The 17983-nt window shown below is 62.7% G+C and carries 10 protein-coding genes; 6 read left to right on the top strand and 4 right to left on the bottom strand.

All coding sequences use genetic code 11. From position 1 onward, the window contains the following. Window positions 1-51: 51 nt before the first annotated feature. Window positions 52-1098, bottom strand: coding sequence for a LacI family DNA-binding transcriptional regulator (locus HPQ62_RS19615; protein WP_174804296.1), 1047 nt, complete (start codon window positions 1096-1098; stop codon window positions 52-54). 327 nt (window positions 1099-1425) lie between these two features. On the opposite strand from HPQ62_RS19615, the gene HPQ62_RS19610 reads away from it, so the two are divergent. The 5 genes from HPQ62_RS19610 to HPQ62_RS19590 are packed head-to-tail and all read left to right on the top strand — an operon-like array spanning window position 1426 to window position 6237. After that, window positions 1426-1788 carry a hypothetical protein gene (locus HPQ62_RS19610; protein ID WP_174804295.1) on the top strand — a complete coding sequence of 121 codons (363 nt, stop codon included), beginning with the start codon at window positions 1426-1428 and terminating at the stop codon, window positions 1786-1788. A 37-nt stretch (window positions 1789-1825) separates the two neighbouring features. After that, entirely contained in the window at window positions 1826-2509 is a 684-nt protein-coding gene (locus HPQ62_RS19605) for an ABC transporter ATP-binding protein (protein ID WP_174804294.1), read from the top strand. Beyond that, window positions 2493-3680, top strand: a complete 1188-nt coding sequence (locus HPQ62_RS19600; RefSeq protein ID WP_174804293.1) for an ABC transporter permease — start codon at window positions 2493-2495, stop codon at window positions 3678-3680. The genes HPQ62_RS19605 and HPQ62_RS19600 overlap by 17 nt, the downstream gene beginning before the upstream one ends. A 33-nt stretch (window positions 3681-3713) precedes the next feature. Next, complete coding sequence (locus HPQ62_RS19595; protein WP_174804292.1) at window positions 3714-4919, top strand: HlyD family secretion protein; 1206 nt, start codon at window positions 3714-3716, stop codon at window positions 4917-4919. After that, entirely contained in the window at window positions 4909-6237 is a 1329-nt protein-coding gene (locus HPQ62_RS19590) for a hypothetical protein (RefSeq protein WP_174804291.1), read from the top strand. The genes HPQ62_RS19595 and HPQ62_RS19590 overlap by 11 nt, the downstream gene beginning before the upstream one ends. A 45-nt stretch (window positions 6238-6282) precedes the next feature. On the opposite strand, the gene HPQ62_RS19585 is transcribed toward HPQ62_RS19590, so the two are convergent. Continuing rightward, window positions 6283-7863, bottom strand: coding sequence for a bifunctional helix-turn-helix transcriptional regulator/alpha/beta hydrolase (locus HPQ62_RS19585; protein WP_174804290.1), 1581 nt, complete (start codon window positions 7861-7863; stop codon window positions 6283-6285). A gap of 339 nt (window positions 7864-8202) precedes the next feature. Between HPQ62_RS19585 and HPQ62_RS19580 the strand changes: the two genes are divergently transcribed. Beyond that, the gene (locus HPQ62_RS19580) at window positions 8203-15120 is read left to right on the top strand and encodes an autotransporter outer membrane beta-barrel domain-containing protein (RefSeq protein ID WP_342343741.1); all 6918 of its coding nucleotides are present in this window, start codon (window positions 8203-8205) and stop codon (window positions 15118-15120) included. A 432-nt stretch (window positions 15121-15552) separates the two neighbouring features. Here HPQ62_RS19580 and cysQ read toward each other — a convergent pair whose 3' ends face one another. Together cysQ and nodQ are read right to left on the bottom strand one after the other, a co-directional pair. Further along, window positions 15553-16347 (bottom strand): 3'(2'),5'-bisphosphate nucleotidase CysQ, encoded by a 795-nt coding sequence (gene cysQ / locus HPQ62_RS19575; RefSeq protein ID WP_174804322.1) that lies wholly within the window; start codon window positions 16345-16347, stop codon window positions 15553-15555. A 5-nt stretch (window positions 16348-16352) separates the two neighbouring features. Beyond that, a partial coding sequence (gene nodQ, locus HPQ62_RS19570) for a bifunctional sulfate adenylyltransferase/adenylyl-sulfate kinase NodQ (protein WP_174804289.1) occupies window positions 16353-17983 on the bottom strand: 1631 nt, incomplete at its 5' end.

Genomic DNA, 17983 nt, shown 5'->3' with positions numbered 1-17983 from the left:
CCCCATCAAACCCATAACGCATACTTTCGGGGCGGTTTCCCGGCGCAAGCCTCAGTCGGACTTGACGCCGCAAGATTGCCTGACGACGAGGGTGCAGGGCATCTGACGGATGCCCGGCTCAACCGGTTTGCCGTCGATCATGTCCAAAAGCGCAAGCCCCGCACTTCTCCCGAGGTCTGGAAGACCCATATCGACCGATGTCAACGGCGGACGCGTGGCCTTGGCAAAGACCTCCCAGTTATCGAAGCCGACGATGGCGATATCGTCCGGCACCCGGATCCCCATCAGCGCGAAGGCGTCGATGACGCCGCGGGCGATCTGGTCATTGCCGCAGAAGATCGCATCCGGCCGCTCTCCGGCCTCGATCAGCGCATGCGCCATGTCGTAGCCATGGGCCTCCGTCCAGGCCGAGAAAATCGCATCGCCAAAGGGCTCGAGTCCCGCGCCCTCAACGGCCGAGTGCCAGCCGGCCGCCCGCAGATTGGCCGCCTTGAAAGCTTTCGGTCCGGTGATATGAGCGATCTTCCGCCGCCCGAGCCCGATCAGGTGGTCGACGGCATTCTTCGCCGCATTGACGTCGTCCGGCACGAAACTCACCGCCCCCTCGGGCGCGGACGCGTAGACGTAAACCACCGGCATGCCGAGCGGCGGCAGTTCGATCGGAAGACCGCGATCGATACGCTTGCCGGTGATGACAAGCCCATCGACCCGCTTTTCCTCCATGGCGCCGAGATTGAGCTTCAGGCTTTCCGGCTCGTACTCACCGGCGCTCAGGAAAACCGAGACGCCGCGATCGGCCATGGCGGCGGAGAGCCCGGCGGCGACAGGCAGCGTAAAGCGGCCATAGGTGTCGTTGGTCAGAAGACCAAGCGTGAAGGATCGCTGCTGCACAAGCCCGCGGGCAATCGAATTCGGCCGGTAGTCGAGCGCGGAAGCGGCAGCCCGCACACGCTCTCGCGTCTCGTCGGACATGCGCCCCGTGCCGTTCAGGGCCCGTGAGGCCGTTGTGACGCTGACATCCGCCTTCGCCGCGACATCGCGGATCGTGCTGCGCTGATAGACGCCCGCCGATTGCAGAGTGGAAACCCTGTCCGCCAATTTGCTCCTCCCGCGCAAACGCACAATTCTGTTTGAGCAATCGTTTGCTCAGGCATGGTTTATCGTTTGCGCAGACAAGTTTTCACAACTTAGAAGCGCTGTCAAGCGCGGCTTTTTCTCATCCAGCTGAGGGAACGCGAGCGGCGAAGTCGTGCTTCCGGCGCTGCCGAAACATCACCAAACTCGGTTATTTCTTGCTCGCACCCCCCAAATGGGGGGCGCTCGGGTTCTGGGCCGTCTGTAGATCTTCCTCCAGCATCGCGAGGGGCGATGCCTATGTCATTTGCGAAGCGGCAGGCTTCGCGATCATGAGGGAAGAATTTTCAGATGCCGAACTTCAAGACAGCACTTTGCCTGGTCCCGATCCTTTTTCTGGCGGCCTGTACCGACTCGTCCTTCGATTCTCTTTCGGATTCCGATTACGACACCGGCGGTTCCTCCTCCGGAGGCGGCACGCCGAAATCGTCGATCCTGCAGTGCCCGAGCTCGTGCACCACGACCAGCGGCGCCCCCGTCAACATTCAGGTGGCTACCCACTGCGACGCCGCGCGCAGCTATTACAGCGAATACAAGCTCGCAGTGCAGCAGTACGGCACGGCCGGCGCAGAGCCCTATTGGAATGCCTATGAGCAGACGGCGGACCTGGCGAATGAAATGTATTCCACCTTCAGCTGCAAGGCGGATTACTAGGTCCACTGATCCGGGTCGCTTCCGGGCGGTTAAGGCCATGGCAGAACGTCTGCTTGATGTCCGCGCGGTCAGCAAGTCCGTTGTTTCCGCTGGCGAGCGCATCGAGATACTGAAGAAGATCGACCTGACGCTCGACGCTGGCGAACGGCTCTGCATCATCGGTGCGTCGGGTTCGGGCAAATCATCACTCCTCGAAATTCTCGGCACGCTGTCGACGCCGGACGAGGGCAGCGTGGCCATCTCCGGTGTCGATGTCGCGGCGATTTCGGACGCCCGCAAGACCCGGTTCCGGCGACATCAAATCGGCTTCGTGTTTCAGGGCTTCAACCTGATCGATCATATCAGCGCAGCAGAAAACGTGGCGATGCCGCTCCGGTACCAGGGCGTTTCCAGGGGGGCGGCGCTCATGCGCGCCGAGGAGGAGCTTGAAAGGGTTGGCCTTTCTCGCCGCGCCCGCTCGCGCGCAAGCAGCCTTTCGGGCGGCGAGAAACAGCGGGTGGCGCTGGCAAGGGCGCTGGTGACCCGGCCGGCGCTCGTTCTCTCCGACGAGCCGACGGGCAATCTCGACGAGGAGACCGGCCGGAACGTCCTCGACCTCCTTCTTCAGAACTGCAGCGAGGGGTGCGGGCTGGTGATGGTCACCCACAATCTCGATCATGCCCGAAGGTTTGAGCGGGTGCTGAAACTCTCGGGCGGGCGGTGCCATGCTGTTGCCGTTTGAACCGATCCTCTCCCGGCTCAGGGCCTTTGGCCTCGCGCGTCTGTTCTTCGCCGTGGTCACGTTGTCGATGACGCTTGCGGGCACCATTGCCAATTACGCGCTTTCGGGCAATGCGCTGCGCCATTTCGATACGTTGCTGGAACTTGGCACGGCGGAAACCTTCGTGATCAGCGGCGCCAGTTACGAGGCCGGCATGTTGACCGGCGGCTTCTTCGATCCCGATGCGCTCGCTCTGCTCGGTCCGGATATGATCGCCGCACTGTTGCCCGGCGGATTTTCCGTGACATCCTTTCGGACCTTTCCGGTGACTTTGGAAAGCGGTGGCACGGCGCAACTCGCCAAGGCCTATGCCGTCGGTGATGGTTTCGCCCGGCAGGCCGGGTTGACCACGGATCTGCCGCCCGGCATGGAAATCGGCGATTTGATGCAGGACAGCTGTCTGGTGGGGCGTGCGCTGGCCGAAAATCTCGACGGCGCCTCGATCGTTTGGTTGGAGGGCAAGGCCTGCCAGGTGGCCGGCATCTTCGATGCGCCGGTACGTCCCCCTTTTGCCGAACTGTCGCGATCGCTGCTGATCCCTCAAATGGAAGATTCCTTTGAAGGCGTCGATGCCGGCAATTTCAACTTTCTCGTGACCGGCCCTGCGGGAAGCCTTCCGGAGCCGCGCCTGAAAGGGCTGTTGTCGCTCACGTTCGATGTGTCGCGGCTGACCTTATGGTCAAGCGCGCCGATCATCGAACAGGCGCGGGAACTGAAATTCATCGCGCTTGCCATATCGGTGGGGCTGAGCGCGATCATCCTGATGATCGGTGGCGTGTCGATTGCGGCGCTGATGTCGTTTTCGGTGACGGAGCGCCGCCGCGAGATCGCCATCCGTCGCACGCTGGGCGCGACGCGGGGCAGGATCATTGTTGAAATCTTTGAAGAAACAGCCCTGATCGCCACGCTTGCGCTGATCGTCGGTATCGTGGGCGGTATGGTTCTCGCCGAGGTCTTGCAGCAGCCGCTCGGCCGCTATTTCGTGGCGGGCAGTCTCACCGGTTCAGGTGTCGCCATTGGGCCGATTGCCCGCGCTCTTGCCGGTTTTTTCGTGGTCACGCTTCTCGCCGGCATCGTGCCGGCGCTCAACGCCGCGCGCACCGATCCGGCAACCGTGCTGAGGGAGAGCTGATGGTGATGGAGCTCTGCATGGAAAGGCGGCCTCATGGTGAGGGTTAGAACGTCCCTTGCAGCTTTCGGCGTGGTGATGGGCGTCTGCGCTGCCGCATGGGCGGTGCAGGGCGGCGTCTGGCCGCGGGAAAAGGCAGCCGATCAGGCGCCGAACCGGGCGGAATTGCGCATAGCTGACCACGCCTTCACAGAGCGCGTCGTGCGACAATGCCATGTTGAATACGGCGCGCCGCGCGCGTTGTCGGCCCCGGCCGATGGTTTGCTCGAACTGCTTGTGGCAGACGGCAGCCAGGTGAAGAGGGGCGACATCATAGCCCGTTACGCGGTCGGCAAGCTCGAAAGCGAAGAGCGGAGCCTGGCGGCTGACGTTGAAAGCCTGCGCTCGCGGATCGCCTTCAAATCGGGTCCTTATCGCAGCGAAACGGGGGCGATCTGGCAAATCGAGCACGCCACGCGGGAGAGCGGCCTTGCCAGGCTTCGTGCAAAACTTCAGGAGATGGAGCGGCTGGAAGCGAGCGGACAGATTGCGCCGCAGCGGCTGGAAGAAACCCGGCTGCGGCTGGAGGATGCGGAGGCCGAGCATGCCCGGCTTTCCCACCAGCGCACCCTCGATCGCGCACAGATCCAGCTCGATATCGACCAGTTGGAGCATGATCTGTCCGTCGCGGAGGCACGGCTTGCCGATATCGGGCGCGAGAAGGACCGAAGCGCTCTGGCGGCGCCCGAAAACGGCACGGTGATCTGGCGCGATCCTCAGCTTGTCGAAGCCGGCGGCGGCGAATTGCGCCGCGGCACGCCGATCGCCTCCCTGGTCACGCCCGGACGCTACGGCGCGGTCGTCCGGTTCGGTGACAGCGACATGCGCGTTGTCGAGGGAGCGTCGGTGACCGTCAGCTTTGAAGGTGCGCGCGGCCCCGTCGCAGCCGAGATCGTTTCGAAACGGCTGGTCGATGACCCCATCGAACAGAAGCGCGGTCGCTATGCCTATGACATCGCCATCGTTTTCCCGGGCGATGAGGCGATGTTGAACAGCCAGGCGCTTTGCAGCTTCAGCCGGTCGATCGGGGCCCCGTCGCCGTCGATACCGGCAAGCGCGCTCCGGTTTCAGTCGGGCCGCGTGTACGCAATGAAGCTTGAAGACGGCAAGACCGGCCTTGTCGAACTTGAACTCGGCGAGGTGGCGGATGGTTATGTCCGCATCCTTTCCGGATTGAAAAGCGGAGATATCGTTGTCGAATAGCTGGCTTCCACAGCTGCGCGGGCTGGCGGCTCTGGCGATCCCGCTCGTTCTCGCCGCCTGCGCCTCGCCCGCGCTGAAGCAGACGAGCGCCGACATCGATGCGCTCCAGCGCCAGATTGATGCCCCGCCGCCTCTGTCTGCGTTCGAAGGTCCCCTTGGCCCGGTCGAGCTCGTTGCTTCCGCCGACCGGCGCGGGCACGATGTGATGAAGGCGCGGCTGAAGCGCGCCGAAGCGGAACTTGCGCTAGACGAAACCCGCTCGCGCCGGTTTCCGCGCATCTCGGTGGAAGCGCGCGACTTCATCAGCTATGACCGGCGCGACGGGGTTACGGACAACACGAATGTCGTGCTCGGCGTCAATTGGGATATTGCCTATGCGCTGCTCGGGCTCGACAGCCGCAATATCGCAATCGCAGAAGAGCTTATTCCGGTCCAGTATCAGCTCGCCTACCGCAATGCTCTGGGGGCCTTGCTTGCCGCCTACGCTTCGCTGAGCGAGATGGATTTCAAGCGCCGACACACGCTGCTGGAGGCGGATGCGCTTTCCTGCCAGGCGAAATCGATGCGCGCTGAACAGCAACTCGGCACGGTCTCGGTGGCGGAGGTCGATGCGATGAACGCGCGGATTGCCGCAGTCTTGAGCGAGGCGGATGCCATTGCCATGGCCATGGAGGCGGAGGAGAGCAAGGTGTTGGCGCTTTCCGGCCTGAAGCCAGACGGTGAGCCGGTCGCGGCAACGCGATCCGTGCTGCCGGCGCTGGCGGGCCTGCCCAAAACCGATGCCGAAAATGGCGAAGCTTGTTTTTCGGCTTCCGGAAGCCAGGCGCTGGAAAATCTGCTTGTCGAGGCTGCCGGCGCCCAGCTCGATCTCGCCAGAAAATCACGCTTCACCAAGCTGACGGCTGCGCTTCCGACCTTCATGAGCGAGGATGGCGGTCTCAGCCTTCAGTTCCTGGTAGGCTATGTGCTGCCGCTGATCGATCAGGGCGACAGCCTGCGACTGACCGACCGCGCGCGCATCCGCTTGCTTGAGACAATCCTGGCGGCACGCGAAAACCATCGTGAATTGCTGAACCGCTACAATGAGACCGTGCTGAACACGGCGGGTGCCCGTCGCGCGCTCGCCTCGGCCGACGCCGCCATAGCGACGGCGCGGACATCCCTTTCCGCAAGGCCCGATGCCGAGCGATGCGCGGCCGAGACGGCGCTTGCGAAGGCGCGGTTGCAGCGTGCCGAGGCATTGTTCGCGATGGAGATGGCGCGTGCCCGGCAAAAGCTGATGTGCGCGCCCCTGCCGGACGCTCAGGACCCGGCCTGAGTATCAGTGCGCCGGCGGCGCGGCGGCGAGCGCTTCCGTGTCGGCCTAAGGCGAGCTCTCCTCGATATCAGCGTCTTCTGCCAGCGTGCCGGCCAACAATTCGAAACGGCTGGCGGCGAGGTGATGGCCGACCTCGGGAATGATCCTGCAATCTGCATTCGGATTGGTTTCGGCCAAAGCCGCAATCGGCGCGGGTGGCGACATCTTGTCGTCGGCGCCCTGAAGGAACAGGATCGGCATCAGCAGCGCGCCGATATCCTGATCCCAGCCGCGTTGATTGACGGCGAGATCGGCGACCACGCTTGCCGATGACCGTTCGCCGATCAACCGCAGCCACGACAGTGCCCAGCCGGCCTTAATTGATTGGTCGATCACTGCCAGATCGGCAGGGCTTTCGCGATACGCGTGACGGTAAGCGCGCGCGGCAAGGGCCGGGGAGCGCGCCAGCGCAGCATAGGCCTTGACGATGGCGCCGATCACAATCGGTCGCTGGCGGACGGCGCTCGCAAGGGCTGCCTGCATGCTGCGTTCCGATGCCGGTGCGGCTATCGATGGCGGGAACGGCGCTCCGGCGATCACCAGGCTCTTGACAAGGTCGGGGTGGCGGGTTGCGAAATGCGTGGCCCAGGAGACCCCGGAATTAACCGCGACGCAGGTCACCGGCCCGCCGATAAGGTGGCGCACCATTTCGGCAAGTGCCTCGGTATAGGTCTCCAGAAAACGCAACGGATCCGAATGGTCGAACCCCTCGATGAAAAACCGGGGCGCCACCAGAAAGCGCAGGCCATGGCGCCGCAGAATATCGACCTTGTCATCGCAGTAGAGCGTCGGCGACAACAGCCCGTGGAAAAACAGACAGGGCTTGCCGCGTCGGTCGCCGAACTCCCAGATGGGCAGTTCGGCGCCGTTTTGAAGCGTGACGGAATGCATCGTCACCTTGCCTGCGAAATGGCGGAACAGAAGCTTGCGCTCCGGGCTGTGATCGCGCGCGCCGGAAAAGGTGGCGATGAGATAACTCATCAGACTTGCCGAGATCGAGCGGGCCAGCGCTGCCTGGTTGGTGACGTCAAACTTCTGGAAGACGACCTGCAATTGCTTGCGTTTGGTATCGTAGGAAGCGCCCAGCCTTTCAGCGGCTTCTTTCAGTTCGTAGCCGGCCAGAAGCTGTGCGATCAACTGGTATTCGCTCGCCGTCAACCGCGCGACATCGAGCGGCGCCTGCCTTTCGAAAAACGCGCGGTCGGCTGCAATCGCCAGCCACTCGGCTCCGTCCGGCGCTTGCGGCCAGTAATGCCTGACCGCAAGCACGACCTGCAGCACACCCTCATGTTCTCTGAAGGCGAAGCCCTGTTCGTCGCGCGGCGGCAAGTCGAAACGCTTCGGCAACGCGTCGGTTTCTCCGTCGCTCAGGACAACCGTGCCGTCGCAATTAAGCAGGCAGACCGGCAGATCGAACGGGGGCAGGGTCTTGTAAAAGAAATCCTGGATCGCGATCTGCCGGCGGGCGTCACGGATTTCCGGCGCATCCCCGTCCCACCGCGCCGGCAGCACGGAAGGTTTCAGAAGCCTGGGGATTTCGGCCAGCTTTGCGATCTGCCGTCGGATTGCTGTTCGAGACGCGGTCATAATGCAGATTTTTGGAAATTCTCGACCGCGTGGTCAATGGGTGCAATGCAAAATATGGCATTTCTGCGGCAGAGTCTTCGAATGAAGCCCGATCTGTTTCGATGGTTCGTGCGGCTGCATGTCTTCAGACACCAGAAGTGCAGACCAAACAAGAACCACATGCTTTGAGCTTTTGGTTGCCGAAATGCGATCGGGTTGCGGATATATTTGACAAAAGTTCAAAAAAAGTCCGCCGGATCGACGCCTGGAAGCTGGATTTCTGGCTTTACTTCCGACATCGCTAAAGGAGATGAAGCGATATCGGGCAGACATGCTGGCAGGCCAGAGAGGGGATGAGCCGTGGCAAACAAGGCGGGCAGTAACGACATCGGGTCGACTTCCGGCGATATTCACCAGATACGGACACTGAAGCGGAAGCGCGCAAAATGGATCGCTTCGTCTTTGCTTTTTCAGTCGACGGCGCTTGCTGGCACGCTGGTTGGCGTGCCGATGCCGTTTTATGCGGGCCGCACCTATTCGCGCGCCTATGCCCAGTCCGCATCGTGCTCTCCGGCTGAGCTGCAGTGGGAGACAGCCTCAGGCTTCTCAGAAGCGGGGTACTTCGCCACCAGAAATCAGGACATCATGGGCGAGGTGCTTACTTGTACCATCCCGTCGGGGGCTGACACCACGACGCCGCAATACGCCTATTCCGGGGCGTATCTGGCTCTGTTCGGGGTGGGGGGAGGCAATCCTGTATCGTTTTATGGCGACCAGCACTATGTGAACACGCAATCGCAGTGGGGGTGGGGCTCGCCGAGTGTGGTCGTCACCAACTATGCTGACATCAATGTCAGCGCGCCGGGCAGTAACATCCAGATTATGGGGGGCAGAAGCTCTCAGGCCACTGGAACGTTGCGGGCCTCAACGAACCAGTCCAACGGGCTGAGCGTTGTATCGCTCGGAGCTTTGAACTGGAGCCCTCGCGACGAAAATCAGCAGACTGGCGGCGGCAATGCCGGGAAGGTCACCGTCACGAACTACGGCGCGGTGTCGAGCACGGTTGGCGGCGGAATACTTGCACTCGCCAAGGCAGGTACATCGCGCTACGCCGATGGCAAGAATGACAGTGACTACCGCTATTCGGGCCCGGTCACGGTCTCGTCTCACGCAAGCGTCTCGGGTGATGCATTTGGAATTGCTGCGCTCAGCGTGGCAGGCCCGGGTACGTATACATCGCACAAGGATTACACTGCAGGCGGGACGTCTGGCCAGGTAACGGTGAAGGCCTATGACTCCGTGAGCGCTGGCGCTGGACCAGCGATTCTTGCCGCCTCCTATGGTGGAAACACACCATTCAACAAGAACCAGTTCGTCGTTAAATATAGCATCGACGACGGCATGAGCAACGACGAGAGATATACCAGAGCCTATGGTGCCGGCGGCGGCGTTGGCGGCGGCGTTAAGGTCACTGTCGGCACCAGCGGTAATCCTTTCAGCGGACAGATCGTCTCGAAGGGCGCCGGCCAGCCGGGCTGGTCGACGCGCTACAATAATTTCCAGTTCGCCCGCAATAGCGGCGCCGGGATCATGGCGATCTCACGCGGCGGCGATGGGCTCGGCCGTCATCGGGAGGAAGGGATTTACGATTACACCACAACCTTCGCGGGCGCGCCCAGTGCGCCTGTCAGCATTTCGGTTTCGGGCACCGGAAACGCTGTCATCAGCACATATGGCGTTCAATCACCCGCCGTCATTGCCATTAGCCAGGGCGGCAATTCAAGCGGCTTCAAGGACTTGAGTGTAACCGGCGGTAATGCCGACTATGTGTCGGTTAGCCTCGCCGGAGCGGGCAGGCTCACCACCTCAGGCGCATACTCGAGCGGCCTTGTCGCCCAGTCGCTCGGCGGGGGCGGCTCGAACAACAAAACCGACATATCGCAGGGCGGCGCGACTGGCTCCATTACTGTCTACAACTCTTTTTCGATTGTAACCAACGGCGATCGTTCGAGCGGTATTCTTGCCCAGTCCGTTTCGGCGTCGGCTACCAACGGCGACTATGCTCTTTCCGGAGAGCAACCCTTTGTTTGGGGTAGCCTGGCGACCAACCAAGAATACGGCAATACTGTCAATGTTACAAATAGTGCCAGCATCGTGGTTCACGGCGTGGATTCGCACGGCATCCTGGCGCAGTCGATCGGCGGCGGCGGCGGCGTGTTGCATGCGACGCAAGAACTGACTGAAAAAAGCTATGATTACGGCAGCGCTGTTTCTCCGCAGGGTTGGCAATCTGTCGGCGGCGCCGCTAGCCAGTCGCATGGAGCCGCCGTCACGATCAACAATTCCGGCACGATCACGACCTATGGCGGATATTCCCAAGGCGCATCGGACACGCCGGCGCTTGGCGGCGGAATAGCAATTCTTGCACAGTCGGTCGGCGGCGGCGGCGGAAGCAGTGACGGGCCGGGGATCGTGAGCTGGATCACGCCGCCTTCGCAGGGCAACGCGGCGCAGACAACCGGTGGAGTGGGCGGCGCCACTTATGACTCGAGCGGATCAGCCAGCCAGGGCGGAGCCGTTACAGTCACAAATTCCGCCGACCTCACGACTTCTGGCTCCGAAGCGCATGGCATTGTTGCCCAGTCGATCGGCGGCGGCGGCGGGCATGGCCGCAACAAGAAGGGACTTTTCGGCGCCGTTGGCGGCACGGGCGGTCCTGGCGGCGATGGCGGAGAAGCGCTCGTAAACCACGAGGATAGCCGCAACATCACCGTCAGCGGCGACTATGCCTCCGGCATCATCGTGCAATCGGTTGGCGGCGGTGGCGGCGTGGGCGGCCAGGCGACCGCCTGGGGCATCGGGATCAGCAGCGCAACGGGTGGGGCCGCAGGCGGCGGCGGCGATGGCGGAACGGCAAAGGTCGTCCAGTTCGGCAACGGAGGGACCATCGCGACGGCTGGCTATCACGGCACGGCGCTGCTCGTGCAGTCGATCGGCGGCGGCGGCGGCGTTGGCGGCAATGCCAAATCCACCAGCGCCAGCGCTGGTCTCGGCATTTCCATTGCCCATGGCGGCAGCGGCGGCCTCGGCGGAAGCGGTGGCAGCGCGCTCGCCTATACCAACGGCAAGGTGGTGACGACCGGAACCGATGCGGCAGCGCTGGTGGTGCAGTCGATCGGCGGCGGCGGCGGCAATGGCGGCGTGGCGAGCGCCAAGGCGCTGACAGAGGGCGTTCCGTTTGATGAGGTCGGCAATACCGTGTCCCTCAGCATCTCCGTCGCCCATGGCGGATCAGGCGGCAAAGGCGGCAATGGCGGCCAGGCCAGCGCGAACGTCCATGATGGCTCGGCCATATCGACTTCCGGTGATGGAGCGGCGGGTCTGCTTGTGCAGTCGATTGGCGGCGGCGGCGGCAGTGGCGGCGATTCCACCGCAACCGCCGTCAGCAAGGCGCTGCCCAAGATCTTCAGCGAGGACAAGAACGATGAGGACGCTGCCGGCAAGGCCTTCAATGTCGACATTGATTTCGCCCTCGGCGGCGCAGGCGGTTCCGGCGGCCATGGCGGGCAGGCCTACGGTCATATCAGCGGCAAAGTCGCAACCGCTGGCGCGCTCGCCGATGGCATGCTGGTTCAGTCGATCGGCGGCGGCGGTGGCGCTGCGGGTGCCGGCAAGGGCACTGCGACGGCGGTGAAGAATTCGGTCTCGGGCGCGCTCACCATCGCCGTCGGCGGCTCAAACGGCAGCGGCGGCTATGGCGGTCTGGTGCAGGCAGGGCTCGCCGACGGCGCATCGGTCGCAACGACCGGGCTCGGCTCACGCGGTGTCGTCGCCCAGTCGATCGGTGGTGGCGGCGGCTCTGGCGGCGGGGGCACCGGCGATGACAGTGCGTCCTGGGCGCTGACGATTGGGCTTGGCAGCACGGGCGGCAGCGGCGGCAATGGCGGTAATGTCTATGCGTGGAATGCCGGCACCATCACGACCGCCGGCGACGATGCGACCGGGATTGTGGCCCAGTCCATCGCCGGCGGCGGCGGAACGGCCGGCCTCGGCACCTCCTCGCTCACCCATACCAAAGCCAAGCAGGATGCAAACAGCGACAGTTCCGATGCGAGCGACGACACGAGTGACTCTTCCAGCAGCAAGACCACGACGACCAATTATCTGAGCGTGGGAACCGGCGCGGGCGGCGGCGGGGGCACCGCCGGCTTCGTGTCCGTCGGCGTTGCCTCGAAGGGCGGCGCCGTCAAATCGGGCAGGATTGTTACCACCGGTGACATCTCCCACGGCATTCTCGCCCAGTCGATCGGCGGCGGCGGCGGCGCGGGCGCGACCTCCAACGCATCTTCATCCTCCAAGCCGGATGTGAAAATGTCCCTCGGCATGGCCGGCGGCAATGGCGGCAGCGCCGAGGATGTGCTTGTCTACGCGAGCGACATCTTGACCTCGGGCTTCGCCTCCAGCGCTGTCGTGGCGCAGTCGCTTGGCGGCGGCGGCGGTGTCGGGACGTCCTCTGGCTTTGCTGTTTCCAGCATCGACCTGCGGCTGGGCTCGAACCCAAATCAAAATAGCGGCGGTGGAACGGGGGCAGAGGTCAACGTCCATGTTCTGGACGGCGCAACCCTGAAGACGGCCGGCGACAGTGCGCACGGCGTCATCGCCCAGTCTATCGGCGGCGGCGGGGGGCTCGGCATTACCGCGCTCGGAACCGCAACAACCGCCAATGACGACACAGTGTCGGGCGTGATTTCCCTTACCCTCGGGACGAATACCAGTACGGGCAACTCTGCAACGACGCAATTCGGCAATAGCGTGACGATTGACCATAACGGCACAATCACGACGGCCGGGACGCGCGCATTGGGCATCGTTGCACAGTCGATCGGCGGCAGCGGCGGATTCCTGTCGGCTTCTGCTCAAAACATCGCTTCGGTGAACTGGGTGGAAGGCCAAACGCCCGCCCCGGGCAATAATGTATCGGCGACATTGACCGGCGGAACCATCGTCACCTCCGGTGACGGCGCGGTCGGTATTCTCGCCCAGTCTATCAGTGGCGGCGGCGGCGGCGTGGGCGACTTTACCGCCCCGCTGCTGCTTACCTCTGGCAATTCTTCCAGCAGTTACGGTGGCGGCTCCGCCCAAAGCTCCGGATATGTGTCGGTGTCGCTGGATGCCGCATCCTCCATCAAGACAACCGGTGCGAATGCCCATGGCATCCTCGCCCAGTCGCTCGCCGGCAGCGGCGGCCTCTTCATGAACAATGGCAGCCTCTATGCCGGCTCGCGTGGACTGAATGGCGGCACGTCTAATAGCGGCCACGTCACGGTCACAGTGGATGGCAGCGTGTCGTCGGCCCAGGGCTGGGGCGTGTTTGCGCAGACCCAGGACGGGACCATCAATGTCACCGTCGGCTCCGGCGGTTCGATCACCGGCACTGGCGCTTCCGGCGTTTCCGCAGGTGCGGTTTACGGCGTCGTCACGGCCAGCGGCAACACCGTGCTCGACAACGCGGGCACAGTGTCGGGCAATGTCCTCTCGTCGCGCGGCGGCAACGTCACCGCGCCAAACCCGGCGGACGGAACGGTTGCCCTCGGCGCCGCGCCCGGCCTCAGTCTTTTCCTGAACCAGGGCACCGGCACCTTCGTCACCGGCGCGATCGCCGATGTCGACGGGATCGTCAACGCCGGGACGATGGATATCGGCGGCGAGTGGAACACGATGGAGACTACGGTCACCGGGGATCTCGTCGGTGTCGGCACGGCAAATGCGGGTAGCCCTTATGATGCGGCAGACCTTGGCCTTTCGACGGAGTTCTCACCCTTCAGCTATTATCGCCGCAGCGAAAAGCTGGACTGGCGAACTGCAAGCGCCAGCAAGGGCGGCCTGATTTCCGGCCTCGATGTCGATATGGAGAAATCAACCGCTGATGCGCTTTTGGTCAGAGGCGACTTTGCGGGACGCTGGGGCGTCGATGTCAATGCCAATGCATTGCTTCCCGACACAAGAACGGAGTTTCTCAAGGTTGCGGGTCAGGACGGCTCGCAGCTTTCGATCCTGCCGTCGCTGGTCTTCGACTTTACCGATGTGACAACCTCGTCGTCCGGCTGGGCCGGGTTCTCGGTCGCAAGCGCCCATTTCGCGGATAATGGCGTTTCGCTCGGCCGCAATGGAAGCGAGGCCTCTTCGGCCATGCAGCAGGCCTGGGACAGGGTTGAGGACGGCGCGGCAACGGAGGTGAAGTTCGGCGATGACGAGATCTCGCTCGGTCAGGTGTTCGGCGCCTTCCACCAGTCCACGCCGGAAAACTTCTCCGACATGCTCCTGGAAACGGTGTCGCAAACGGCCGCCGCTCCGCTTGCGTCGTCGCCTTCAGCGGCGATCAGCGCCGCCAACAGCGTGCTGTCATGCCCCGCCTTCGAGACATCGGGCGTGATGATGGATGAAGGCACCTGTGTCTGGAGCCGTGCTCTGGGCAGTGGCGCGACGCAGGATAGCCAGGGCGATGCCAGCGGCTACACCCAGTCAACCGGCGGTCTGCAGATCGGCGGTCAGGCGGAGCTCAGCGACGGCTGGTTCCTGGGTTCCGGCCTGACCTATGAGAGCAGCTGGTTCCGCAATGACAATGGCGCGCAGAAGCTCAGCCAGGATTCCTTCGTCGGCGCCGTCGCGTTGAAGAAGGAGATCGGTCCGTGGCTGTTCGGCCTTGTCGGCGGCGGCGGCTACAACTGGGGCGATTCCAGGCGCTATATCAACCTCGACACGCTTTCGGCGACGGCAACCGGCAATCCGGATTCGGCAATGTTCTTCGGCCGCTTCCGGGCGTCCTACGAGATTGCGCTTGGCGATGCCTACTACATGCGCCCCCGGGTCGATCTCGATGTCATCAACATGCATCAGTATGGCTATACGGAAACGGGCGCAGGCGCGCTCAATCTCATGGTCGACGGCAATTCCGACACGGCTTTCGGCATAACGCCGGGGATCGAGTTCGGCGCCCGCATACCGTTCCTCGAAGACTGGCCGGCCCGGCTTTACGGCGATCTCGGCGTGTCGTTCATCTCGGCGGACGAATGGGAAACGACGTCGCGCTTTGCCGGTCTGTCATCGATGGAGAGCTTCTCGACCTTTACGCCGATCGCAGACACGGTCGGACATGTTACCCTCGGCCTCGACCTTGCCAAGCGGCAGGGCATGGAGCTGAAGCTCCAATATGACGGTTCATTCGCCGACGACTATCGCTCTCACACAGGCTCGCTCCGCTTCGGATACAGGTTCTGAGGGTTTCCTTGCGCAGAACGGGATGGGGGGTTGCGCAGATAGTGAGCTGGAACGACGCAAGAATTGAAATTGCACGGGCGGTTGAAAGGCGACTAGCCTTGCGCTGCCCTTATTAGCATATTGTACCGAACCCAAGCTTGCGCTTGAGTATCGAATTGCCTGTGAAGCCAGGCCTCACAGCCCACTATGGCTTATCCAAAGGATTCATCTGAAGCACCGCATTTAAACCGGATATAGATTTCAGGGCAGCCACATCTCTCTCTGCACAGCGGTTCTCCTGAGCAACCAGGCATTCTTCAGCATCGATCTATGTTCGAAAACGGAACTCGACATCGAATATTTTCAGTGATTTGTGCGACGAAAGTGTAGATTTGAACTCCTCTTGCGCTGGTCTGGGATTGCCTGGGTCCGACCGTGCGAATCCGTGTTGGTTTACGGGCGAGGGAGCCGATGTGCCCATCCTATAAACGGCGGATTGGCAAAATCGCTGTCGCTATCCTGTTTGGTCTTGCCATAAGATAAGGCGGTGTTGTCGGTACACGCGGTCGTCCCCCCGGCTGCGCGCAATACCGCGTCGCCGGCGGCGGTATCCCATTCCATGGTGCGTCCGAAGCGAGGATAGACATCGGCAACACCTTCCGCGACAAGGCAGAATTTCAGCGATGAACCTACCGAGGTAAAATCGGTCACTCCGATTTTCCGCATGAAATCTTCGGTCTCCGGACTATTGTGCGATCGGCTGGCCACCGCAGTCAGTATCTCGCCCCGGGGCCGGCATCTGATCGCTTCAGCTCGCGCTACGACGCCATCAGTCACGATCAGCTTCTCCGCGCCGCCGGCGATGGTGCGGTAGGCCACGCCTTTGGCCGGAGCGTAGACGATGCCCGCAACCGGGGCGCCGTTTTCTACAAGTGCGATGTTGACCGTGAAGTCTTCGCGCCTGTTGATGAATTCCTTCGTCCCGTCGAGCGGGTCGACGAGGAAGAAGGCTCTGGCGGTGATATCCGGAACCACGCCGGCGGCAACGCTCTCCTCGCCGATCACCGGAATGTCCGGAAACGCGCGGGCGAGGTGGGCGAAAATGATCGCCTCTGCCTTCTCATCGGCCGCAGTTACGGGCGACTGGTCGTCCTTGTGGGTCACGTCTATGTCGTTTTCGTAAAACGACATGACAAGGCTGCCCGCTTCCAGCGCCGCATCGAGGAAAACCTGCTGCATATCCGCCATGGCGCTCACTCGTCCGTCTCGCGTCTACTGAGAAATTCCTCGATCCGGCCTGCCAGCTCGAACGGCTCCTGGCCGACGGTTTGGAGGTGGATTTCGGGATCTTCGGGGCGCTCATACGGTGATGAGATGCCGGTGAAATTCGCGATCTCGCCGGCCATCGCCTTCTTGTAGAGCCCCTTCGGGTCGCGTTCGGCGCAGATCTCGATCGGCGTATCGACGAAGACTTCGATGAATTCGCCGTCCTCCATCATCTCGCGGGCAAGCCGGCGCTCGGAGCGGAACGGCGATATGAACGAGACCAGCACGATCAGCCCGGCATCGGCCATCAGCCGCGCCACTTCGGCCACCCGGCGGATGTTTTCCACGCGGTCCTCGGCGGTAAAGCCGAGGTCGCGGTTGAGGCCGTGGCGAATGTTGTCGCCGTCGAGCATGTAGGTGTGCTTGCCCCTGGCGTGCAGCATCTTTTCGAGCGCATTCGCCACCGTCGATTTTCCGGAACCTGAAAGGCCGGTGAACCAGAGCACGGCAGGCTTTTGCGCCTTCAGATCCGCGCGGGCCTGCCTGTTGATGTCGATGGCCTGCCAGTGGACATTCTGCGCCCGTCTGAGCGCGAAATCGATCATGCCGGCGCCGACCGTCCGGTTCGAGATCCGGTCGATGATCACGAAATTGCCGGTGGTCCGGTTGGCAGTATAGGCGTCGAAGACGATCGGCTGCTGGGTCGACAGATTGCAGACCCCGACGGCGTTCATGTCCAGCGACTTGGCGGCCTCATGGGCGAAGCTGTTGACGTCGACCTGATATTTGAGCGCGGTGATGGTGGCGGGCGCCTGGTCTGCCTCGGTGCGCAGGATATAGGAGCGGCCGGGCAGCATCGGGTCAGCATCGAACCAGATGACCTTTGCCTGAAACTGGTCGGCGACATCGGGCCTTGCATCGGGCGCCACCAGGATATTGCCGCGCGAGACCTCGATCTCATCTTCAAGCACCAGCGTCACGGCCTGTCCGGCCTCGGCGCGTTCAAGATCGCCATCCATCGTCGCAATCTGGCGGATGGCGGACGTCTGGCCGGACTTTGCCACCGTCACCCGGTCGCCCACGGCAATCCGGCCGGATGCGATCTCGCCGGCAAAGCCGCGGAAATCGAGATTGGGGCGCGTGACCAGCTGCACCGGCATGCGGAAAGGCTTTTCGGCGAGATCGGTCTCGACCGGAACCGTTTCCAGATGTTCGAGCAGATGGGGACCCTTGTACCAGGGCATGTTGGCAGAAGGCGCGGTGACATTGTCGCCGTAGCGCGCCGAAATCGGGATCGGCACGATGGTTTCGAAGCCGAGATCCTTCGCAAACGCCATATAGTCGGCAACGATGCGGTCATAGACCGCTTCGGAATAGTCCATCAGGTCGATCTTGTTGATCGCGACCACGATGTGGCGGATGCCGAGCAGCGAGGCGATGAAGCTGTGGCGGCGTGTCTGGGTGAGAATGCCCTGCCGGCTGTCGACCAGTACGATGGCGAGATCGGCGGTCGAGGCGCCGGTTGCCATGTTGCGGGTATATTCCTCGTGGCCGGGGGTATCGGCAACGATGAACTTGCGCTTGTCGGTCGCAAAGAAGCGATAGGCGACATCGATGG

The organism is Martelella limonii, from assembly GCF_013344475.1.
Taxonomy (GTDB): domain Bacteria; phylum Pseudomonadota; class Alphaproteobacteria; order Rhizobiales; family Rhizobiaceae; genus Martelella; species Martelella limonii.
This window is presented reverse-complemented; position numbering and strand designations above follow the sequence as displayed.